Here is a 21854-nt window from a genome sequence, read left to right on the forward strand (position 1 = left end):
AAGGGTTTAAGCGATTTATTTATTTCTCAATGTTTTCATTTTATGGTAAAATGAAAAGTACTATATTAGAATAGAAAGGAAGGGATATTGATGATTACAATGGATGATATTATCCGTGAGGGGCATCCTACCCTTCGTGAAGTTGCCAAAGAAGTTGAGTTACCTTTATCAGAAGAAGATATTGAACTAGGTAAACGTATGCAAGAGTTTCTAAAAAATAGTCAAGACCCAGAACTTGCAGAAAAGTACAAACTGCGTGGTGGTGTTGGACTTGCCGCACCACAATTAAATATTTCAAAACGCATTATTGCAATTGAAATTCCTAGTCAGTCAGAAGAAGATACTGAACCACTTTTAAGCACTGTCATGTATAATCCCAAAATAGTAAGTCACTCAGTTCAACAAGCCGCTCTTGAAGAAGGAGAAGGTTGTTTATCTGTTGACAGACCCGTACCAGGTTACGTTATTAGGAACGCACGAATTACAGTTACTTATCATGATATAAATGGTGAAGAACATAAAATTCGTTTGAAAAATTATATGGCCATTGTGGTACAACATGAGATTGATCATATCAATGGTATTATGTTCTACGATCATATTAATGAAGAACATCCAAATTATGCACCAGATGATGTTATTTTTATCCAATAAAAAGCTTGTCATACAAATTGTATGACAAGCTTTTTTTGTTCTACTCAATTAATCTAAATAGTCAACAGATTCATCTTTGTTCAACCAAGAATAAGTTAACCCAATAACCAATCCTCCACCAATAAAGTTACCAATGAAAGTAAAAATCAAATTGGTCGCTACTGCACCAACCGTCATTCCAGCAATTACCCCGCCTGATGAAAAATATGCTAATGGGAAGTAAATAAAATTGGCGATAACGTGCTCGAATCCTAAGAAGGTAAAAATAAAAATAACTAGAATGACACCAAATAATCGACCCACATCATCTTTTAATTTCATCGACATCAAAACAGCCAGGTTAACAATCACATTGGCAAAAATCCCTTCTATTAATGTTTGAAGGATTCCCTTTTCAAATTTCCCCTCAACCAGATGCGTTAAAAAATTATCTGCTGGTAATCCTTTAAAAGATCCTGTAAGAGATAACATATAAGCAATAACGAGTGCACCGATTAAATTAAACAGCACACAAACTAGCAATATTTTTAACGCACGACTTGGTGCTAATTTCTTTCGGTAAGTCGCAACTGTCATATACATCATGTTAGATGTTCCAAGTTCTGCATTAAGAAAAATGATTAAAGCTAATCCCAAACCAAATGCCATCGCGTATAAAGCTTTTCCCGCTGCTGGGTCTGTAAATTTCAATCCTAATCCTATTGCAATCGCTGATCCTAAGCTCAGATATAGTGTTGCTAATATCGAACGCATCGCGTATTTCCCAAAATGTTTTTGGATTAATTCATCTTTTTTTTCGATGGACGCATCTAGTTTGGCCATCAATTCTGAATGTTGTGCCATTGTCTTATTCCTTCCTTTGATAACATTGTTATTTTTTGAACAAACTTTTATTTACAGTAGATACTATATCTTAAAAACTCGTCCAAATCTACTAAAAGTTTAATAAAAATGTGGATAAAATACGTCAAATTTTTCTATTTAAACTTTTCTACAAAACATCAATTAATTCTTGTCTTTTCAAAATTGATAAAGTATAATGGAATTTGTGTAAAATAATGCAGCTAGAAAATAAGTAGCACGTTTATTAGTTTATTGCCTTTATGGGTTCAATTGCGTAACCGCGGCTGCAAAGGTGAAGATTGAAGAATAAACTAAGCGTCTATTAATATTTTCAAGAAATTATTTTACTCCAAATAAAAAATTATATTGGAGGATTTTTAAATGTCTCGTTATACAGGACCAAGTTGGAAAATTTCTCGTCGTTTAGGCGTATCTTTATCAGGAACTGGTAAAGAATTGGCTCGTCGTCCATATGCACCAGGACAACACGGACCAAACCAAAGAAGAAACAAATCAGAATATGGTATGCAATTAACTGAAAAACAAAAATTACGCCATATGTACGGTTTAAATGAACGTCAATTCCGTAATCTTTTCATGAGAGCCGGAAAAATTAAAGAAGGTAAACACGGTGTTAACTTTATGGTTCTTTTAGAACAACGTTTAGACAACGTAGTATACCGTCTAGGTTTAGCTACAACTCGTCGTCAAGCACGTCAGTTAGTTAACCATGGTCACGTTTTAGTTGATGGCAAACGTGTTGACATCCCTTCATACGAAGTGGCTGTTGGACAAGTTATCTCTATCCGTGAAAAATCTAAAGAATTAACAATCATTAAAGATGCTGTTGAATCAACTTTAGGTCGTCCTTCATTTGTAAGCTTCGACGCTGAAAAATTAGAAGGTAGTATCACTCGTTTACCAGAACGTGATGAATTACCACAAGAAGTTGACGAGTCTTACGTAGTTGAGTTCTACAACAAATTACTATAAGATTATCAATTATTTTTATAAAAAAAAGAGATGGCATGCCATCTCTTTTTTTTATTTCCTCTTATGATTGATAAACATAATTAACCAGATAATTAGAATCACGGATAAGATGACCACATAAATCCATTCATAATCTGACGACAAGCGTGGCAAGTCAATATTCATCCCATAAAACCCTGTAATTAACGTTGGGATAGCTAATGCTAACGACCAAACTGTTAAAAATTTCATCGTATCATTTAAGTTATTATTCATAATACTATCGAAAATCCGAGCAATTCGGTCTACAATGTCTGATTCAAGTTCTGTCATATGTGCTACCTGATTGGCTTCAATAATCGCATCTTCAAGGCGTTCCATCGTTTGTTCATCAAAACTTCTTCCTAATTTTGATCGTTTTATTTGTTCCAATATTTCTAAATTATTTTCTGACGCACTAAGTAAGAATGTCAGAGTTTGTTGTAAGTAAGATAGGCGAACCAAATCTTTATTCTTCACTCTTTCTGTTAACAAGTCATCTAACTGATGACGCTCTTTAGAAATCTCTCTTAATATCGGTAAATTACGGTCGATTAATTCACGAATTAATTCAAACAAAAAAATCATTGGCGTTGCTGAACTCACCTGCTCGATACTTTCTTTCACACCCTCATAACTAATCGTACTTTCCGCTTCATTAAACGAAAATAACATGTCATCTTTTACTAAAAAACTAACTGGTCTTGACACATAGCGAATGTCTTTAGGTTGCTTTGTCGGAACATGAATCACAACCAACTCTATGTCATTGACAGAATCAGTAATATAATTACTTCGTTCATAAATATCCATGACATATTCAAGCGTTTCCTCTGGTATTTGAAACTCGTTTCTTAATATATTCTTTTCACTCGTTGATAAATGATGGGTTTCAATCCATTTAAAAGACGGATTTATCTGATGTTCTACCAACATTGTCATTGCCCCTTTTTTCTTTGTTAACTAATAAAAAAGAAGTCATCAATCATGACCTCTTTTTACTTTCTATTTTATTATACACTACCTACGATTAAAGGCATAAACAAACCTGCTATATTAAAGTAAATCAACACACTGGTCAAATCACTAAGGGTCGTGATAAACGGACCACTTGCTACTGCAGGGTCAAAACCAATTTTTTCCATCAATATTGGAATTAAACTACCAGCTAAGTTAGCGATTGTTATCGCACAAAGCATTGCAATACCAATAACCATTCCTAGTGGGAAATTTTGTTTCCAAAAACCAACAACTAAGAAAATAACCACACCCGTTACTGCTCCTGTGATAATCCCTGTTAATATCTCACTCATAATTAATGAGAAAAAGTTCAGTTCTTTATCATCAGAGACGGCCAGTTTTCTAACTGCAACGGCTAATGATTGCGTTCCTGCATTTCCAGCAGTACCGGTTATTAACGAAATAAATACGGCTAAAATACTCGCTTCACTAATCAGCACTTCATAGTGACTTATCAATGATGCTGTCGACATACCTAAAAACAAAAGTGTCACAAGCCACGGCAATCGCTTCAATGCAGCTTGAAAAGAACTTTCAGTGGTCGCTTCAACATCGACCCCGGCCAAACCAGAGTAATCACTTGCTGCCTCATCATCAATAACGTCAATGATATCATCAACGGTAATAATCCCTAATAAGTGATTATTATCATCAACAACTGGAATAGCAAGAAAGTCATAATCACGAATCATTTTTGCGACTTCTTCTTGGTCTTCATTTACACCAACACTAATCACACGCTCGCCCATCATCTCTTCAATCATCATGTCATCATCACTCACAATTAAATCTCTTAGCGAAATAACACCTACTAATTGATTTGTTAAGCTGACAACATACACATAGTAGATGATTTCAGCTTCTTGTGCTTTTTTCTTTAAAAGCGTTAAAGCAGAACGTACTGTTTGATTGGCTACAATCGATACATATTCTGTTGCCATAATTGAACCAGCTGTTTTATCTTCATAATGAAGCAGTCGTTTCATATTAACCGATGTTTCAGGTTTCATACGATCTAGATACGTTCTAGCAGTTTCTTCTTCTAACTGACTCAAAATATCAACCGCATTATCGGTATACATGTTTTCTAAAATGGCCACGACATAATTAGGTGACATCTCTGTAATATAATCTGTTAATCCTTCATGGTCTTCCTCGATGACATCAAGCATATCAGCCATCTCTTTGGGTGACAAATAAGCATACATCAGATGACGTTCTTTTTTATCTAAAGATAAATAAAATTGTCCCTGTTCATACAAATGCCAATCAAGAAACTTTTCCCTAAAAACATCCATATTCTGACTTTGCAATAACTTTAGTAATTCTTTTTCTTGTTCTTCTTTGTTTAACACTTCTGTCATACCAACGAACTCCCCTTACTCTATTAACTCTTTCATATCATTTGGTAATGGCAACTCAAATGTTAACTCCTCTCTTGTAAATGGATGTAGGAAAACTAACTTCTGACAATGAAGTGCTTGCCTATTCAATCCTTTTGTTAAGTCCCCACCATACAATTCATCTCCAATTAACGGACATCCAATCTCTGAAAAATGCACGCGAATTTGATGTGTTCTTCCTGTGTGTAACTGTACCGAAACTTGTGCGATATCTTGATTTTTTTCGACTAATGTATATTCAGTTAATGCTTGTTGTCCACCTTCTATGACGCATCGTTTAATAATCGATGTTTCATCTCGCCCTATAGGTAAGTCAATCATCTCATGTTCGCTTAAACGAGATAAATCGCCACCAACTAACGCATGATAATATTTCTTTAATTCACCCGACTGAAGTTGTTTATCCATCATGGCATGTGCAAATCCATGTTTCGCAAACATCATTAACCCTGTTGTGTCACGGTCAAGACGCGTCACTACATGTATTACACGATTGACATAATTTTGCTGATTATAGTAATATTTGACGTAATTCGCCATTGTACCATTTTTATGATATTGAGATGGAATAGATGCCACTTCTGTTGGTTTGTTGACAATCAACAAATGATCATCTTCATACACAATATCTAAACTAGATTCAAAAGGAAGCATCGTTTCGTGCTCCCCTTCATCTGGAATGATGATGGTAACAATATCGCCTAATTTTACTTCAAATTTTGTATTTCTCACTTGTTTATTTACTAAAAGTGTTCCACCTTGAAACTTAATTTTAGCTAATAATCGTCTTGAAACGCCTTGATTATTTAAAAAACGTTTTAACGTAATCTTATCTTCATCTACTGTCCAGCTAAATCTCATAATCTCTCGCTACTTTCTTTTGAAGTTCCTATAAAGGCGTTATTCACACGACGCCAAAAATGTGTATGTCGATACAAAGCAAAATGAATTCTTTTTTCTGATAAGCAGAATTTTACATGTTTGATGTTTGAATTTGTTAAAGATAAATTATCTACATGCAAACTATATGTTTCTCTTTTTTTCATATCTAATCTGATCCATTCATCTGGTGCAATAATCATAGGAGACCCTAACGACCGATATACTCGGTTGTTTAGCGAAGCTATCTCATTTAATTGTAAAGTGTTAACACGAGGATGTACCACCGCACCACCTAAACTTTTACTATACGCTGTTGAACCAGTTGGGGTTGAAACTGATAATCCATCTCCCCTATAGCACTCAAACAGCTCATCCTTGATGAAAACATTGGCTACCATCGTACGATCCACATTTTTAATTGTCGCTTCATTAAGTGCTAAAAAATGTCTATCTGGCATATTATTGGTGTATGTCAAACAGACATCTAACAAAGGATAACTCACACTATTTTGCTTTTCTTCTTTTAAACTTCGAACAAGTTCATCAATTTCATAATCACGCCAATCAGTATAAAACCCTAAATGACCTGTATGAACACCAATAAAACGCACAGTATCCAACTGACTTTCATACGTATGAAACGCACTCAATAAAGTCCCGTCACCACCGATTGTAATAACCACATCTGGGGTTTTTTTATCTAAAATAAACCCAGCTTTGCGTAACTTTTCCAATAATTCTTGCGTTACCTTTCTAGATGTTGGCTTTCGATTGGAATACACTCTAATCCTCATCGCTTTCACCTCTCTTTTCATTAACATATCGTTCTAAATGCTCTAAATCTCGGTAAGAAAAGAGATGTTGAGCTTCTTGTATCTCATCACGAATTTTTGACATTTCTTCATCCAATAAATATGCTGCTTCAGCGGTTAACTCAAGGCGTTTATTTATTTCTTCTGGAAATTCACCATCATACTTATAATTTAATGAATGTTCAATCGTTGCCCAGAAATTCATCGCAAGCGTCCTAATTTGTATCTCAACATAGATTTTTTTCTCACCCATGATGAGTTGCACTGGGTATTCAATCACTAAATGATACGAGCGATACCCACTAGCTTTTTTATTGGTGATATAATCACGTTCATGAATAATTTTTATATCAGTCCTCTTACGTAGTAAAGAAACCACTTCATATATGTCTTCTACGAATTGACACATAATTCTAAGACCTGCAATATCTTGCATATCGTCTTCTAACCGATTTAAATCAATTCCTCGCAATGTTGCTTTAGTTAAGATGCTATCTTTCGGTTTTACACGCCCAGTGACAAATTCAATTGGGGTATGTAAATTATTTTCTTTATATTGTGTTCTAATATTTCTGAGTTTCACTTTTAATTCTGAAACTGCCTGTTCGTATGGTGCCAAAAATAATTGCCAATTTCTATCTTCCATTTCATTCGCCACCTTTACTGTCAACATACATGCTATATTTTAACATAATTACCCATAAAAAGTTAGCACGCTAATAAGACAAGATAGTTGTTTTTTCATAACCAATTCATTACACTATTCGCGAGGTGAGGAATGTGGAAAAAGAGATAGAAATCGAATTCAAAAACATGTTAACTAAAGATGAATTTCAGCAATTATTAACAACGTATTTTCCTGATACTCCTGCTTTTTCTCAGACAAATTGTTATTTTGATACACTTGATAACGCGTTGAAAAAAAAGGCAATGGGACTTAGACTAAGAAAAAGACAAGGAAAAAATGAATGTACTTTAAAAGTACCAACTTCTAATACAAATGCTTTTCAAGAAATTACAGATTCTCTAACTGAAAAAGAGATTAACACTTTAATCAAAGAAGAAAGAGTTCCACTTGGTAGAGATGTAGCTAATTATCTAGAATCTATTGGTATATCTGTAACCGATTTAAAAGTGATTGGCTTTTTAACGACATATAGACGCGAAAAAAAATTAAATAACGAGTGTTTACTTGTTCTTGATGAAAGTCATTTTGGAAAAATAATTGATTATGAACTTGAAATGGAAGTCACCGACTCAAAAAAAGGAGAATTGTTTTTTAATGATTTTCTAATAAAAAAAGGGATAAAAAGACATCCTGCTAGCAAAAAAATAGCACGTATGATAAAATATCACGGTTGATTTGAATACTCTGAAACGAAAGGCTTTTCCCTTTTGTTTTTTACGAATTCTTGTTACGTTATACGTAAGAAGTAGAACAATTTTTAAGGTAAGGGGGGGCATAATGGTCGAGATATATTTATTTGTGAATCCGTTAGATGAACTTTGTTTGTTATCTGAAAAGCGTTTTTTAGAGGCAATAGAGAAAGAAAACAACAAAGTCTACTTAAAATTAATTCCAGTATTAAATCCCTTAATTATCCAACACTACCTGATTGATAATAATTATCCAACAAATGACCTGACTCATAGAAACCAGTTAGTTGAAACGATCTATTCTGCTTGTCTAGATGTTAAAGCTGCCCAACTACAAGGAAACAAAATGGGAAGAAAATTTCTTTTTCATTTGCAAGATTTAGTTGGGAAGAAAAAAGTGGCTTATTCTGAGGAACTAGTTGATACCATCTTAACCAAAATTAATGCTGACAAAGAAACATTTAAATTAGATAGACAATCAAAATTAATCAAAGATTTTTTCAAAATTGACCAACAAGTGGCTAATGAAATGGGTGTCAATCGTTTTGCAAAGGCCGTTATTTTTAACTATGACTCGACACGTAATTTTGGCGTCTTGATCGATGCTTTTTCATCATCAGATTTAATCAAACAATTATTAAAATCAGAAGATACGCACAGTTGCCGTGCCAAAATACTTAAATACTAAAAAGGAATGCCCTCATCATTAAGAGCATTCCTTTTTATTTGATTAAAATGAATCAATTAACGCTTCTAACTCATCTAAACGAGCTTCAAAGACTTTCATTGTTTCTTCAATATAAGCAGATTGCGTCATATCAACTCCCGCGCGTTTCATCACTTCGATTGGATAATCACTACTTCCTGATTTCAAGAATGTTAAGTAGTTTTCTAACGCACCTTCTTCTTTACGGATAATTTTATCCGCTAAAGCTGTCGCTGCTGAAAATCCAGTTGAGTATTGATACACATAGTAGTTATAGTAGAAATGCGGAATACGGCTCCACTCATAAGCAATTTCAGGATCACGTTCTACTGAATCACCGTAGTATTTAGCATTTAACTCACCATAATACTCGCTTAAGTAATCGCTTGTTAACGGTGTTCCTTTTGCATCTTCAGTGTGAATAAAATGTTCAAATTCAGCAAATTGTGTTTGTCTAAAGATTGTTCCTTTCACACCATCTAAATAATGATTTAAGATAAAGGCTCTAACTTTAGGATCTTTTTCTGTTTTTAACAAATGATCTGTTAATAAGTTTTCATTCGTTGTTGAGGCAATTTCTGCTAAGAAAATAGAATAATCACCATATACATAAGGTTGATTTTTTCGTGTGTAGTAACTGTGAACACTGTGTCCCATTTCATGAACTAACGTGAATAAATGATTTAAACTTTCATGCCAGTTTAATAAAATATAAGGTTTTGTATCATAACTTCCTGAAGAATAAGCACCACCGCGTTTGCCTTTATTTTCAACCACATCAATCCAGCGATCGCTGTAAGCTTCTTGAACGATTTCTAAATATTCTTCACCTAATGGAGATAACCCTTCAAGTGATTTTAATTTTGCCTCGTCATAAGTATAACGAATTGGTGCATCTCCTAATATTGGTGTATACATATCATACATATGTAGTTCGTTAACATTTAATAGTCGTTTACGCAATGCCACGTAACGATGTAGCAATGGTAAGTTTTTATGTACCACATTAAGTAATGTATCGTAAACAGATTCAGGAATATGGTTAGCACTTAAAGCTGCTTCACGTGCTGAACTGTAATTTCTGATTTGAGCATTGAAATTATGTTTTTTTACATGAGACGATAATGTGCTAGCAAATGTATTTCTAAATTGTTTATAAACTTTGTATAACCCTTCAAAAGCTTCTTTACGTACTTCACGGTTTGTACTTTCCATTAATTGACCATACATACCTGAAGATAATTGCACTTTTTGTCCATCTTCATCTGTCACAATTGGAAACTCTAAATCAGCATTGTTTAATACAGAAAATGTATGACTTGACGCTGAGAATATTTCACTTGCTCCAGCTAATAGTGCTTCTTCTTTTTCAGATAACGTATGAGCTCTATCTGCTGTAATTTGAGTAATAAAGTGACGATAGATTTCTAAACCTGCTTCTTCTTTAAAATATGAATCAATCGTATCATCAGATAACGTTAACACTTCTGGGCCAAACCATGAAACAGCTTCCCCTGCTTTAGCAGCAATAGTACTTGCTTTTGCATAAAGTCCTTGGTAAAGTGCATCACTTGTGTCTTGGTCATTTTTTAAATGTGAGTACACATAAATTTTTTCTGTCGTACGATGAATAGACAATACATATTCAATTGCTGATAGAAAAGCTTTCGCACCATTTTTTAATGTTCCTTGATACTCACTTGCTTTTTCTAATTCTGCAGTCAATGATGTCAACGCCTCATTAAACGCATCATCTGATGCAAAAATAGGAGTTAAATCCCATGTTAATTCCTCTGGTAATTCCGAACGATTTGGTAATTGTTTTGTTTCACTCATTTTAAATAACTCCCTTCTCATTATCACTTAATAATCATATCATATTTTAACGGAAGAGTTAGTCTTTCACTTCTTTTTTTAAAGAATTTTTTGAATTGCTCGTTATTCATCACACTTTCCTCATCAAAACATAACATATTCGAGCCACTTAATTTCACTACTTTTATTTCCTGTAAAAAGCTTACGTACAAAGATAAACAATAATCAAACACTTGATGTTTTCCTAAATTTGCATAGTCATCCATTGCCTCAGGTGGTAAATTTTCTAGCACATCTTGTTGCAACTCACGATATGTGAGCATTTTTTTATTTTGTAACACTTCAAAAGTAAGCCATCGAATCCGTATATCCTCTCCTCGTAGTAAAGGATGAAAAAAATTAGGGAAATAAAGATAAGGTGGTAAGTGAGCTAAATGAAGGTTGTGTTGATAAAAGTATTCCTGTAAATCTTTAACGATATTATCTGAGCATAGTAGCTGGTCAGATAACTGTTTTCGTCTATTCAACATCTCTTCAAAAGGCTGTTGAATTAAATACTCTGTCTTTAAGCCACACTCTGTCAATATATTAACTAATGATATCTCACCTAAAGAAAACTGTTTTTTTCTTGTTACTATTTTTTTGTTTTTTGAAAAAAGATAATAAGTTACGACTAAGAGATTATCTTCAACTAGTAAACAAAAATCAATATACCCTCTAAAGCAGTCAAAATAAATAAAATGCTTTTTTAATTCTGTTAGATGTTTTTGTGTTCCTAAACGACTACCTAAAACCCAAAACACTTGATAATCATGCTTTTTATATTGTGTTGTTCGTTCAATCAACCTTTCAATACTAAGAGAACTACATTGAAATTCAATTGCTAATTTATTTTGTATCAAAACATCTGCTCGTTGATTAATTTCAGGAAGATATACCTCTAGTTCATACGCTAAGCCAAAAGTTGCACAATTTCGTGCAATCAACGATTTTCCTTTTAAATGTTCTAATGTCTCCGGCTCACTCGTAGCCTCACAATTTGATAGAGTTTTATGAGCAAAATGTGGGAATTTTATCTTTCCTTTCTTTAAAACCACTTCATTTTGACAACATGGACAATAATAGGTTTCTGATTTTACTGCTTCATGACTACTAATCATTTGTTGTGCATCATTTTTTGCTATCAACATCCTTCTCACCTCTTTAACTCAATATTCGTAAAAATAAGAAAAAGGTTGAAAAAAAGAGAGGATTATCTGATACTTAAGGAAGAATTGACTGGAGGTATATCTTGTGGATACTGAATTATTGAAACAAAAAATAATTGAAGCAAGTAAAGATATAGGCATTGATAAAATTGGGTTCACAACGGCTGAGCCCTTTGACCATTTAAGAACAAGTTTAATAGAACAAAAAGAAAACAATCATACAACAGGATTTGAGCATGGAAATATTGATGAACGTCTCTACCCTGATTTAATTTTTAATCAACCACAATCGATTATTTCCATTGCTCTTGCTTATCCGACTCGAATGAACGAGCGACTCAAATCAGTTCGTGGTGAAAAACGTGGTAAATTTGCTAGAGCATCTTGGGGAACGGATTATCATCATATTTTAAAAGATAGATTAGATAAATTAATCACATTTATTAAAGAAGAAACACCTAAAGAGCTAGAATTAGATTTTAAGCCAATGGTGGATACTGGTGAATTGATTGATGTCGTGGTAGCGCAACGTGCTGGTCTAGGTTTCATCGGAAAAAATGGCCTACTCATTACAGAAGAATTTGGTTCATACGTTTATCTTGGTGAAATTATTACTAATATTCCTTTTGAACCAGATACACCTATGGAAAATCAGTGTGGTGAATGCACGAAATGTATCGACCAATGCCCAACTTCGGCTCTTTTAGGAGATGGACGCATGAATGCTCAAAAGTGTTTATCTTACCAAACGCAAACAAAAGGCTTTATGCCAGAAGAATATCGACCTAAGATTCGTTCAATTATTTATGGATGTGATATTTGTCAGGAAGTTTGCCCCTTCAATAAAGGAAAGAACTTCCATTTTCACGAAGAAATGGAACCTGATCCAGAAGTTGTGACACCTTTGTTAAAACCTCTATTAACTATTTCAAATCGTGAATTTAAAGAACGTTTTGGTTATCTTGCAGGATCATGGCGAGGAAAAAAACCAATTCAACGAAATGCTATTATTGCTTTAGGAAATGTGAGAGATAAAACCAGCATTCCTCATTTATTAAGCTGCATTGAACAAGATCCACGGCCGGTTATACGGGGAACTGCCGCTTGGTCTTTAAGTAAAATCGACCCAACCAATCCTGCTATTTATGACTTTTTAGTTGAATACCATGAAAAAGAAACAGACGAAGAAGCAAAAGAAGAAATGAGAAACGCCATTGATAGAATGAGAATTTAAAATAAAAATAAGATAGTTAACCTTTTTTGTTAAGAATTAGATAACAGATAAGTAACAATTTAATAAACATTTTAAAAGAACTGAGTAAATTTACTAACATTTTACTCAGTTCTTTTAATCTTTTCTTAGAATGTTTGATACTATAGTTGTGGGGTATAATAGGGCATTTTAAATTAAGGAGGATTTTTATGACAAAATCAACAAAAAAGGTAACCCTGTTCGGTTTAATCTTAATGATTTTTACCTCAGTGTTCGGGTTTGGTAATGCTCCAGTCGCCTTTTATCGTATGGGATATGGTGCTATTATTTGGTATATTTTAGCAGCACTCTTTTTCTTTATACCATATGCACTAATGATGGCTGAATATGGGTCGACATTCAAACATGAAAGTGGTGGGATGTACACTTGGATGGAAAAATCTGTTGGACCAAAATATGCGTTCATCGGGACATTCATGTGGTATACATCTTACATTATTTGGATGGTGAATGTTTCTACAAAAGTCTTTATCACCTTGTCTACAACTTATTCAGGGTCTGATAAAACAAATTATTGGAGTTTGTTTGGACTTGATTCCACTCAAACAATCGGGTTATTAGCTATTTTATTTATTATCGTTGTGACATTTTTTGCAGCAAGAGGATTAGATAAAATCACAAAAATTACTTCTGCCGGTGGGATTGCCGTTACATTTTTAAATGTGGTATTAATCATTGTCAGCTTGATTATCTTAATCTTTAACAAAGGTCAAGTCGCTCAACCGATTGAAGGAATGAAAAGTTTTATTGATTCTCCAAATCCAGGTTTCAACTCTCCTCTAGCTATTATTTCATTTTTAGTATTTGCTATTTTCGCTTATGGTGGACTAGAAGCTGTGGGTGGATTAGTAGATAAAACAGAAAATGCTGAGAAAAATTTCCCTAAAGGAGTTATTCTTTCAGCTATCATCATCTCTATTGGGTATGCATTAACCATTCTTTTATGGGGTGTGTCAACAAACTGGAATTCTGTTTTAAGTGGTGATAATGTCAATCTTGGCAATATCACTTATGTCTTAATGAATAATCTAGGATTTGAATTAGGTCGAGCAATTAATTTATCGACAGATACTGCTTTAGCCATTGGGCATGGATTAGCTAGATTTACCGGTTTATCCATGTTTCTAGCTTACTTAGGTGCTTTCTTTACTTTAATCTATTCACCACTAAAAACGATTATCAAAGGAACACCAAAAGGACTTTGGCCTGAAAAAATGGTTAGAGAAAATGACAAAGGCATGCCAGCTTTTGCTATGTGGATTCAATGTGCGATTGTGGTTCTTATCTTAGCTTTAGTATCATTTGGTGGTAAAGACGCACAATCATTCTATAATGTTTTAACCTTAATGGTAAACGTCTCAATGACGATTCCTTATCTATTTTTAACAGGTGCTTTTCCAGCATTTAAACAAAAATCAGACATTGATCATTCAATCAATATTTTCAAAACCAAAACGCAATATATGGTGAGTACGATAGTCGTCATGGCTGTCATTGGTTTTGCTAATATCTTTACCATTATCGAACCTTTATTTAGAGAAGGTGGTCCTGTTTGGGGAGATACACTATGGCAAATTGCCGGACCTGTATTATTCTCATTAATTGCCTTACTTTTATTCAATCGATATGAACGACGTACAAAAAAATGAACTAAAAACAGCCAAGGCATGATGCTTTGGCTGTTATTCTTTGTATATTTTTTTATAAAAGATTAATTCGTAAATCAACACAACTAATGAGATAAGTGCCACCACGACAAAGAATTTTAACATCACATATAAATTAGTTGAATACCTCAACCAAAGATAGAATAAAAAGAGAATCACTATCAATTTACCTCGAGCATTCAGTTTATTTTGTAAGAAATACTCTAATCCATCTTTCTTTCTCATAAGTGACACCTTCTTTCATTTACGTTTAATTAAAACGCCTCTAACTCTAAGGAAGCATGTTCCCAAGATTCTAATAACGTTTCTTGTTTACTATAAGTTTCTTTCAATTCTTTATCTAAATTCAAGAGTTGCTCGTGATCTTCAAGCACTTCTGGTTGTTCCATCTCTTTTTGAATTGCTTCGATTTTTTCTTCCATCTCTTGCAGCTCAACTTCTAATGATTCAACCAATCTCTCTAATTTACGCTGTTCTTTTTGTCTTTCTTTTGATTCTTCGTAACTTAGTTTAACCTCTGTCATGTGTTTCGTTGGATTATCTTGTTCGCCATCAAGTAATGCGTTACGTTCCTCTTCTTCTTCTTTTTTCTCGATGTAGTAATCATAATTTCCATGATAATAAGTACTACCCTCTTCTGACAACTCCAAAACACCTGTCGCGATTCGGTTAATAAAGTAGCGGTCATGAGAAACAAATAGCAATGTGCCATCATATTCGATTAAGGCATTTTCTAATACTTCTTTGCTATCTATATCTAAGTGGTTAGTCGGCTCATCTAGAATTAAAAAGTTATCACGTTGCATCGCTAATTTTGCTAATGCGACACGGGCTTTTTCTCCCCCACTTAATAAATTAATCGTTTTTTTAGCATCTTCTCCAGAAAATAAAAAGCTACCTAATAAAGTACGAATATCTTTTTCAGGTGTCGTTGGATGCTCACGCCATAATTCTTCCAACACGCTTTGACTTCCACTAAGTTTTCCTTGCTCTTGGTCATAGTAACCAATATCTACTTTATGGCCAATATCAGCTGTTCCTTTAATAAATGGAATATCTCCGATAATACTCTTTAATAATGTCGATTTACCAACTCCGTTTGGGCCAACTAAAGCAATGGCTTCTTGTTTACGCAAAGCTAGATTAATAGGTTCACTCAAAATAAGATCATCATACCCCACTGCCACATCATCCAGCGTTAGCACTTCTCTACCTGACGTGCGATTGATTTTAAATAGAAAATGAGCTGATTTCTCGTCACCTAAGGGCTTCTCTAATTTTTCCATTTTTTCTAATTGTTTGCGGCGACTTTGTGCTCGTTTTGTTGTTGATGCGCGTACAACGTTTCGTGCCACAAAGTCCTCTAGTTTTGCAATTTTATCCTGCTGTTTTTCGTATTCTTTTTCTTCTTGTTCTAATCTCTCAGCTTTCATTTCTAAAAACTTCGAATAATTACCTTTATAATGACTAATTTTTCTTCGACTAATATCATATACTTCATTCACAATCTTATCTAAGAAATAACGGTCATGGGATACCATCAAAATAGCCCCACGATAGCCTTGTAAATACCCTTCTAACCAATTTAATGTATCAATATCTAAATGGTTAGTCGGCTCATCTAAAATGAGTAGATTAGGTTTTTCCAATAACAAACGTGCCAATGCTAAACGAGTTTTTTGACCACCTGATAGATTTTGAATTGGTACATCAAAATAGCTTTCATCAAAACGAAATCCATGTAAAACAGATTTTATTTCAGACTCATAACCATAACCATTCATTTCATTAAACTCATGTTGTAATTTATCGTAATCTTTTAGTGCTTGTTGATATTTTTCTTCATCATCATGGATATTTGGATCGGCGATGTCTTTTTCTAATTGTCGTAAGTTTTTTTCCATCTCTTGAACATAGTCAAAGACACTAACCATCTCTTCCCAAATTGTTTTATCTGATTCAAAACCAGTATGTTGATCTAAATAACCAATTGTTAAATCTCTTGTTTTCGTAACTAAACCTGTATCTGGCTCCTCAATGCCAGCTAACATTTTTAATAATGTCGATTTCCCTGCACCATTACGTCCAACAAGCGCAATTCGACTTTTATCTTGTATATCTAATTGAATATTTTCAAATAATACGTCATCTCCAAATAATCTAGAGACATTGTTAGCTTGTAATAAAATCATGACGTCCTCCATCTTTTAATTTCTAAAAACAGTTTATCATAAAACACAAAATATGTTTGGTATATTTATCGTTCATAATTACTCAAGTATAAGCGTAAAAATTGCTTTTATCCCTTAGTAAAGGTATCCTATTAACGTGAACTTTATAACAATGAGGGTATATGAAAAGTGAGGGGAATTATTATGAAAGACACGACTATTCCAAAGGCAACTGCCAAAAGGTTACCTTTGTATTATCGATATTTGAAATTTTTATTTGATTCAGGAAAGAAAAAAGTCTCTTCAACTGAGTTAAGTGAGGCTGTGAAAGTTGACAGTGCGACGATTCGACGTGACTTTTCTTATTTTGGGGAATTAGGTAAACGTGGTTACGGGTATGACGTGGAAAGTTTAATGACTTTTTTTGCTAAAACGTTAAATGAAGATCGTTTAACAAATGTAGCTCTTGTCGGTGTTGGTAATTTAGGACACGCATTATTGAACTACCGTTTCCATCAAAGTGATAGTATTCGTATCAGTGCTGCATTTGATGTTAAACCTGATATTGTCGGTCGTATACTTGATGGCGTTCCTATCTATGATGCTAATGATATGGTTGAACAAATTCGTGCACAACATATTGATGTTGCCATTTTAACTGTCCCACCAGCACATGCACAAGAAAATGCTGACCGTCTAGTTGAAGCCGGAATCAAAGGCATTATGAATTTCACACCAATTCGTATCAACGTTCCAAAGGATGTGCAAATTCAAAATGTTGACCTAACAAATGAAATGCAAACATTAATCTACTTCTTATCTAACTACAAAGAAGACTAAATAAAAAGCTTATCGACCGCTGTCGCTAAGCTTTTTTAATTTAGCCAAATCACTATCCCATTCATCACCATATGTACCAGAATAGATGTTAAAATACTTCCACTTTTTTTATAAATATATGAAAAAACCATACCCAAACCAAAGTAAATCATCAGGTTCCCACTTGTGTGCATCAACATAAAAATCAGCGAACTTACTACAATCCCCACCCAAATCGGTAATTTTTGTCCAATCCAATTGACAAAACTAAACCGAAAAACTAATTCTTCCATGATAGGATTAAATAAAATAGAGACAAGCAAAAATAAATAAGTTGATTGACCTGATATATCTGTGTTGCGATTTAAACTTGGAGAAATCATATTAGTGATAAATAAAAATCCCCATTGGACCATAAAACTTAACAACAGACCTATAACTCCCCACCATGCTATCTTTTTTATAGAAGAAGTTGATTTTGTTAACGTATCTTTTTTTGACGTTTTAAAATAAATAACTAAAATTAACCATACTATGACACTATAAAGCAACATAGTTTGATTGTTATTTAATGAAAAAAATAAATGACTGTTCAATAAAAATAAATATAGAAAAATTGTATAAATCATATTTTGATTCAATGTCATCTGTGCTTACACCTATCTTTTCTACCGTTGATTTTGATATCTTTTCTTATTGTATCAAAATACTTGCAAAAAAAAACATTTATCTGTATTATAAAAGATGTGATTAGCACTCATTGAATAAGAGTGCTAAAAAATAAAATTATGGAGGGATACACATTGTTAAAACCATTAGGAGATCGTGTTGTTATTAAAGTAAAAGAAGCGGAAGAAAAAACTGCCAGTGGACTAGTTTTAACATCAGCTTCAAAAGAAAAATCTCAAACTGGTGAGGTCGTTGCTGTTGGCGATGGTCGTACATTAGAAAATGGGACAAAATTATCCGTATCTGTAAGTGTTGGACAAACTGTCCTATTCGAAAAATACGCCGGACAAGAAGTAACTGACTCTGGTGAAGATTACTTAGTATTACACGACAAAGACATAATCGCAATTGTAGAATAAAAAAATAATATGAGGTGAATAATCAATGGCAAAAGATATTAAATTTTCTGAAGACGCTCGTAGCTCAATGGTACATGGTGTTGATACATTAGCAAATATTGTAAAAGTAACATTAGGACCTAAAGGACGTAACGTTGTTTTAGATAAATCATTTGGTTCTCCATTAATTACAAACGATGGTGTCACTATCGCTAAAGAAGTTGAACTAGAAGATCGTTTTGAAAACATGGGTGCTCAATTGGTAGCTGAAGTAGCTTCTAAAACAAATGACATCGCAGGTGACGGAACAACGACTGCAACTGTTTTAACTCAAGCAATCGTTCGTGAAGGACTTAAAAATGTCACTGCGGGTGCAAACCCAATCGGCATTCGTCGTGGGATTGAATTAGCTACTAAAAAAGCTGTTGAAGAATTACATGCTATTTCTAAAAAAATTGACTCAAAAGAATCAATTGCACAAGTAGCTGCTGTTTCTTCTGGTAGTGAAAAAATTGGTGAATTAATCTCTGAAGCAATGGAAAAAGTTGGTAACGACGGCGTTATCACAATCGAAGAATCTAAAGGAATTGAAACTGAATTAGATGTTGTTGAAGGAATGCAATTTGACCGTGGTTACTTATCTCAATACATGGTAACTGACAACGATAAAATGGAAGCTGTTTTAGAAAATCCATATATCTTAATTACAGACAAAAAAATCTCTAATATCCAAGATATTTTACCTTTATTAGAACAAATCTTACAACAAGGTAAACCATTATTAATCATTGCTGATGATGTTGATGGCGAAGCTTTACCAACATTAGTATTAAACAAAATCCGCGGTACATTCAATGTGGCTGCTGTTAAAGCTCCTGGATTTGGTGACCGCCGTAAAGAAATGTTACAAGATATTGCTGCTTTAACTGGCGCAACTGTTATCACTGAAGATTTAGGCTTAGACTTAAAAGATACAACAATTGATGCGTTAGGTTCTGCAAGTAAAGTCGTTATCGACAAAGATAACACAACAATTGTTGAAGGAAATGGTGACAAACAAGCAATTGAAAACCGTGTATCATTAATCCGTTCTCAAATTGCTGAAACAACATCAGACTTTGACCGTGAAAAATTACAAGAACGTTTAGCTAAATTAGCTGGTGGTGTGGCTGTCATTAAAGTTGGTGCGGCTACTGAAACTGAATTAAAAGAATTAAAATTACGTATTGAAGATGCGTTAAACGCAACTCGCGCCGCTGTTGAAGAAGGGATTGTTGCTGGTGGTGGTACTGCATTTGTTAACGTATTACCAAAAGTAGCTGAACTTGATGTAACAGGTGACGAGAAAACTGGTGTGAACATTGTTGTCCGTGCTTTAGAAGAACCTGTTCGTCAAATCGCTGAAAATGCTGGTATGGAAGGCTCAGTTGTTGTTGATAAATTAAAACAAGCTGATGCAGGCGTTGGATACAATGCAAAAGATGATACTTGGGTTAACATGATTGATGCTGGTATCGTAGATCCAACTAAAGTATCACGTTCAGCTTTACAAAACGCTGCAAGTGTTTCTGCACTAATCTTAACAACTGAAGGCGTGATTGCTGACAAACCAGAACCAGAATCTGCCGGCATGCCTGGTGGAATGGATCCATCAATGATGGGCGGTATGATGTAAACTCTTTAAAAGATTTACATTGATATAAAAGGAACCACATGAGGATTGAGTTCTCATGTGGTTTTTTGATGTGGACAGTGATGTATTTTCCTAAACCAATTTATTGTTAAGAGGGATTTAAGATATTTTATTTTTTCAAAATCTTTGTTATTATTACCTTCTGCCCTATAACTATCTTTACTAGAAGCTAAATAGATTTTAAGCAATGCTTCAGTCAATGACGTATGAAATTCAACATCATCCCAGTTGTTCCATTCTAAATCACTTAAAGATACGTTTGAAAAAATAGGTAACATGTCAATGACACCGTACTCTACAGAAAAATCATCTTTGTTAAATTCATGTTCATGTAAATCTATTAAAGTATACCCTAAGTCTTTCATAACTAACTATATATTTTCCCAATCGTCAATTTTTTCATCTTCAGGAGCTTCCCAACCATGTGAATCACCTTTCACATGAATATCAATACTCCTAGCAGACCAATCTTTTTTGTCATATATTCCAAACCCAATGAAGCTATTAGTAAAGGGATTATACTCAATTTATTTAAATATATAGTTATTTCTAAAAACTCTTGAAATCTATCACTCATTTTCTAGTTCTTTTTTACTACATTCATCTAGTACCAACTGCAACTGATTTGAAACAGCCTCTAGCGTTTTCTTTTGCTGGGCTAAGATTTCTAATTCCTTTTCTACTCTCTCTAATTCATCATTAATGATTTGAAAATTGTCCTCCCACTGTCTTTTACTGCCACAATCTTTTTTATTTTTCTTAATTTGCTTTAATACTCGAATCGATAATCCCATGTCGCGTAATTCTCGAATATTTTTAAAATCAGATATATCTAAATCCGTAAAAAAATAGTTTCCATTTACTTTTGTTGGTGTGAGTAATCCTTCTTCAATATAATATCTTACTGTTTCTCTAGTTGTCTCAAATGTTTGGATAAACTCTCCAATGTACATAATGTAAAATCCTCCTTAAAAACTATTGTCATGTGGTACACCACCTATGATTTAATAAACCATATAAAAAGGAGGTGTATTTTTATGTTCTATATTTTATCAGTTATATCTATGCTATATGGTATTTTAATGGCATTAGCTACTATTAAAATAATTTCGTTTTCAGAACACCCTATCATTTTTATTATCAATCTAGTCGGGGCCTTATGCCTTCTACTTTATATTAAAGACTATCGCCTATTATATGTGGGTGTTGTCATTCTTTTTATCGCAGCACTTCTCAATGGCATTTTTATTCTCAATAGGTTAACAACAACTCATATAACTATTCGTCTAATATTTTCTCTTACTTTAATCAGCATTAACTATTTAACTAATCATCTTTATTAACTTATAACGTATCATATGTTCGCATATTTAAAATACTCCTTAAGCCCTATTTATAAAAACTAGTTAATTTGCTATTCTTTATAAAAGGGG

Annotated in this window: 21 protein-coding genes and 1 pseudogene; 9 read left to right on the forward strand and 13 right to left on the reverse strand. The window is 33.6% G+C overall.

The genetic code is table 11. The features are described 5' to 3' along the window. Positions 1–90 precede the first annotated feature (90 nt). Entirely contained in the window at positions 91–654 is a 564-nt protein-coding gene (gene def, locus DW196_RS04075) for a peptide deformylase (RefSeq protein ID WP_071457433.1), read from the forward strand. A 48-nt stretch (positions 655–702) separates the two neighbouring features. Here def and DW196_RS04080 read toward each other — a convergent pair whose 3' ends face one another. Further along, entirely contained in the window at positions 703–1497 is a 795-nt protein-coding gene (locus DW196_RS04080; protein ID WP_118250326.1) for a formate/nitrite transporter family protein, read from the reverse strand. Positions 1498–1878: 381 nt separating this feature from the next. Here DW196_RS04080 and rpsD point away from each other — a divergent pair, with 381 nt between their 5' ends. Continuing rightward, positions 1879–2490, forward strand: a complete 612-nt coding sequence (gene rpsD, locus DW196_RS04085; RefSeq protein WP_118250328.1) for a 30S ribosomal protein S4 — start codon at positions 1879–1881, stop codon at positions 2488–2490. 51 nt (positions 2491–2541) lie between these two features. Here rpsD and DW196_RS04090 read toward each other — a convergent pair whose 3' ends face one another. The 5 genes from DW196_RS04090 to DW196_RS04110 form a co-directional block, all read right to left on the reverse strand. Further along, positions 2542–3444 carry a magnesium transporter CorA family protein gene (locus DW196_RS04090; RefSeq protein WP_158563513.1) on the reverse strand — a complete coding sequence of 301 codons (903 nt, stop codon included), beginning with the start codon at positions 3442–3444 and terminating at the stop codon, positions 2542–2544. Between the two features lie 77 nt (positions 3445–3521). Beyond that, on the reverse strand, positions 3522–4892 hold the full coding sequence (gene mgtE / locus DW196_RS04095; RefSeq protein ID WP_071457437.1) for a magnesium transporter: 1371 nt from the start codon (positions 4890–4892) through the stop codon (positions 3522–3524). A gap of 15 nt (positions 4893–4907) precedes the next feature. Further along, entirely contained in the window at positions 4908–5792 is an 885-nt protein-coding gene (locus DW196_RS04100; RefSeq protein ID WP_071457438.1) for an RluA family pseudouridine synthase, read from the reverse strand. Next, complete coding sequence (locus tag DW196_RS04105; RefSeq protein ID WP_118250332.1) at positions 5789–6607, reverse strand: NAD kinase; 819 nt, start codon at positions 6605–6607, stop codon at positions 5789–5791. The genes DW196_RS04100 and DW196_RS04105 overlap by 4 nt, the downstream gene beginning before the upstream one ends. Then, a complete protein-coding gene (locus DW196_RS04110; RefSeq protein WP_071457440.1) occupies positions 6597–7271 on the reverse strand; it encodes a GTP pyrophosphokinase family protein in 675 nt (224 codons plus the stop codon). The genes DW196_RS04105 and DW196_RS04110 overlap by 11 nt, the downstream gene beginning before the upstream one ends. A gap of 134 nt (positions 7272–7405) precedes the next feature. On the opposite strand from DW196_RS04110, the gene DW196_RS04115 reads away from it, so the two are divergent. Together DW196_RS04115 and DW196_RS04120 are read left to right on the forward strand one after the other, a co-directional pair. Next, entirely contained in the window at positions 7406–7987 is a 582-nt protein-coding gene (locus DW196_RS04115; protein ID WP_084657234.1) for a CYTH domain-containing protein, read from the forward strand. Positions 7988–8090: 103 nt separating this feature from the next. Beyond that, a complete protein-coding gene (locus tag DW196_RS04120) occupies positions 8091–8690 on the forward strand; it encodes a DsbA family protein (RefSeq protein WP_118250334.1) in 600 nt (199 codons plus the stop codon). A gap of 42 nt (positions 8691–8732) precedes the next feature. Here the strand turns inward: DW196_RS04120 and pepF are convergent, their stop codons facing one another. Next, positions 8733–10544, reverse strand: a complete 1812-nt coding sequence (pepF, locus tag DW196_RS04125) for an oligoendopeptidase F (RefSeq protein ID WP_118250336.1) — start codon at positions 10542–10544, stop codon at positions 8733–8735. 23 nt (positions 10545–10567) lie between these two features. Then, the gene (locus DW196_RS04130; RefSeq protein ID WP_118250338.1) at positions 10568–11713 is read right to left on the reverse strand and encodes a competence protein CoiA; all 1146 of its coding nucleotides are present in this window, start codon (positions 11711–11713) and stop codon (positions 10568–10570) included. A gap of 103 nt (positions 11714–11816) precedes the next feature. On the opposite strand from DW196_RS04130, the gene queG reads away from it, so the two are divergent. Both queG and yjeM read left to right on the forward strand, forming a co-directional pair. Next, positions 11817–12965, forward strand: a complete 1149-nt coding sequence (gene queG, locus DW196_RS04135) for a tRNA epoxyqueuosine(34) reductase QueG (RefSeq protein ID WP_071457444.1) — start codon at positions 11817–11819, stop codon at positions 12963–12965. Between the two features lie 188 nt (positions 12966–13153). Further along, on the forward strand, positions 13154–14653 hold the full coding sequence (yjeM, locus tag DW196_RS04140; RefSeq protein ID WP_071457445.1) for a glutamate/gamma-aminobutyrate family transporter YjeM: 1500 nt from the start codon (positions 13154–13156) through the stop codon (positions 14651–14653). A gap of 33 nt (positions 14654–14686) precedes the next feature. Here the strand turns inward: yjeM and DW196_RS04145 are convergent, their stop codons facing one another. Beyond that, entirely contained in the window at positions 14687–14896 is a 210-nt protein-coding gene (locus DW196_RS04145; protein ID WP_071457446.1) for a hypothetical protein, read from the reverse strand. A 29-nt stretch (positions 14897–14925) separates the two neighbouring features. After that, positions 14926–16863 (reverse strand): ribosomal protection-like ABC-F family protein, encoded by a 1938-nt coding sequence (abc-f, locus tag DW196_RS04150; protein ID WP_118250340.1) that lies wholly within the window; start codon positions 16861–16863, stop codon positions 14926–14928. Positions 16864–17046: 183 nt separating this feature from the next. Between abc-f and DW196_RS04155 the strand changes: the two genes are divergently transcribed. Further along, complete coding sequence (locus tag DW196_RS04155) at positions 17047–17682, forward strand: redox-sensing transcriptional repressor Rex (protein WP_071457448.1); 636 nt, start codon at positions 17047–17049, stop codon at positions 17680–17682. Positions 17683–17717: 35 nt separating this feature from the next. Here the strand turns inward: DW196_RS04155 and DW196_RS04160 are convergent, their stop codons facing one another. Then, positions 17718–18308, reverse strand: a complete 591-nt coding sequence (locus DW196_RS04160) for a CPBP family intramembrane glutamic endopeptidase (RefSeq protein ID WP_118250342.1) — start codon at positions 18306–18308, stop codon at positions 17718–17720. A gap of 141 nt (positions 18309–18449) precedes the next feature. Between DW196_RS04160 and groES the strand changes: the two genes are divergently transcribed. Next, complete coding sequence (gene groES, locus DW196_RS04165; RefSeq protein ID WP_276325599.1) at positions 18450–18749, forward strand: co-chaperone GroES; 300 nt, start codon at positions 18450–18452, stop codon at positions 18747–18749. 25 nt (positions 18750–18774) lie between these two features. Further along, entirely contained in the window at positions 18775–20403 is a 1629-nt protein-coding gene (gene groL, locus DW196_RS04170; protein ID WP_118250344.1) for a chaperonin GroEL, read from the forward strand. 53 nt (positions 20404–20456) lie between these two features. On the opposite strand, the pseudogene DW196_RS04175 reads toward groL, so the two are convergent. Together DW196_RS04175 and DW196_RS04180 are read right to left on the reverse strand one after the other, a co-directional pair. Then, a pseudogene (locus DW196_RS04175) lies at positions 20457–20998 on the reverse strand (phosphoribosylanthranilate isomerase). Further along, positions 20991–21374, reverse strand: a complete 384-nt coding sequence (locus DW196_RS04180) for a MerR family transcriptional regulator (protein ID WP_118250346.1) — start codon at positions 21372–21374, stop codon at positions 20991–20993. The pseudogene DW196_RS04175 and the gene DW196_RS04180 overlap by 8 nt, the downstream one beginning before the upstream one ends. Positions 21375–21854: the final 480 nt, after the last annotated feature.

The sequence above is a fragment of the Vagococcus sp. AM17-17 genome (assembly GCF_003471765.1).
GTDB classification, from domain to species: domain Bacteria; phylum Bacillota; class Bacilli; order Lactobacillales; family Vagococcaceae; genus Vagococcus; species Vagococcus teuberi.

Bases quoted from the DNA above. Each gene is read 5' to 3' on its own strand.
- def (WP_071457433.1), top strand. From the start codon at position 91: ATGATTACAATGGATGATATTATCCGTGAGGGGCATCCTACCCTTCGT.
- DW196_RS04080 (WP_118250326.1), bottom strand. From the start codon at position 1,497: ATGGCACAACATTCAGAATTGATGGCCAAACTAGATGCGTCCATCGAA.
- rpsD (WP_118250328.1), top strand. From the start codon at position 1,879: ATGTCTCGTTATACAGGACCAAGTTGGAAAATTTCTCGTCGTTTAGGC.
- DW196_RS04090 (WP_158563513.1), bottom strand. From the start codon at position 3,444: ATGTTGGTAGAACATCAGATAAATCCGTCTTTTAAATGGATTGAAACC.
- mgtE (WP_071457437.1), bottom strand. From the start codon at position 4,892: ATGACAGAAGTGTTAAACAAAGAAGAACAAGAAAAAGAATTACTAAAG.
- DW196_RS04100 (WP_071457438.1), bottom strand. From the start codon at position 5,792: ATGAGATTTAGCTGGACAGTAGATGAAGATAAGATTACGTTAAAACGT.
- DW196_RS04105 (WP_118250332.1), bottom strand. From the start codon at position 6,607: ATGAGGATTAGAGTGTATTCCAATCGAAAGCCAACATCTAGAAAGGTA.
- DW196_RS04110 (WP_071457440.1), bottom strand. From the start codon at position 7,271: ATGGAAGATAGAAATTGGCAATTATTTTTGGCACCATACGAACAGGCA.
- DW196_RS04120 (WP_118250334.1), top strand. From the start codon at position 8,091: ATGGTCGAGATATATTTATTTGTGAATCCGTTAGATGAACTTTGTTTG.
- pepF (WP_118250336.1), bottom strand. From the start codon at position 10,544: ATGAGTGAAACAAAACAATTACCAAATCGTTCGGAATTACCAGAGGAA.
- DW196_RS04130 (WP_118250338.1), bottom strand. From the start codon at position 11,713: ATGTTGATAGCAAAAAATGATGCACAACAAATGATTAGTAGTCATGAA.
- yjeM (WP_071457445.1), top strand. From the start codon at position 13,154: ATGACAAAATCAACAAAAAAGGTAACCCTGTTCGGTTTAATCTTAATG.
- DW196_RS04145 (WP_071457446.1), bottom strand. From the start codon at position 14,896: ATGAGAAAGAAAGATGGATTAGAGTATTTCTTACAAAATAAACTGAAT.
- abc-f (WP_118250340.1), bottom strand. From the start codon at position 16,863: ATGATTTTATTACAAGCTAACAATGTCTCTAGATTATTTGGAGATGAC.
- DW196_RS04155 (WP_071457448.1), top strand. From the start codon at position 17,047: ATGAAAGACACGACTATTCCAAAGGCAACTGCCAAAAGGTTACCTTTG.
- DW196_RS04160 (WP_118250342.1), bottom strand. From the start codon at position 18,308: ATGACATTGAATCAAAATATGATTTATACAATTTTTCTATATTTATTT.
- groES (WP_276325599.1), top strand. From the start codon at position 18,450: ATGGAGGGATACACATTGTTAAAACCATTAGGAGATCGTGTTGTTATT.
- groL (WP_118250344.1), top strand. From the start codon at position 18,775: ATGGCAAAAGATATTAAATTTTCTGAAGACGCTCGTAGCTCAATGGTA.
- DW196_RS04180 (WP_118250346.1), bottom strand. From the start codon at position 21,374: ATGTACATTGGAGAGTTTATCCAAACATTTGAGACAACTAGAGAAACA.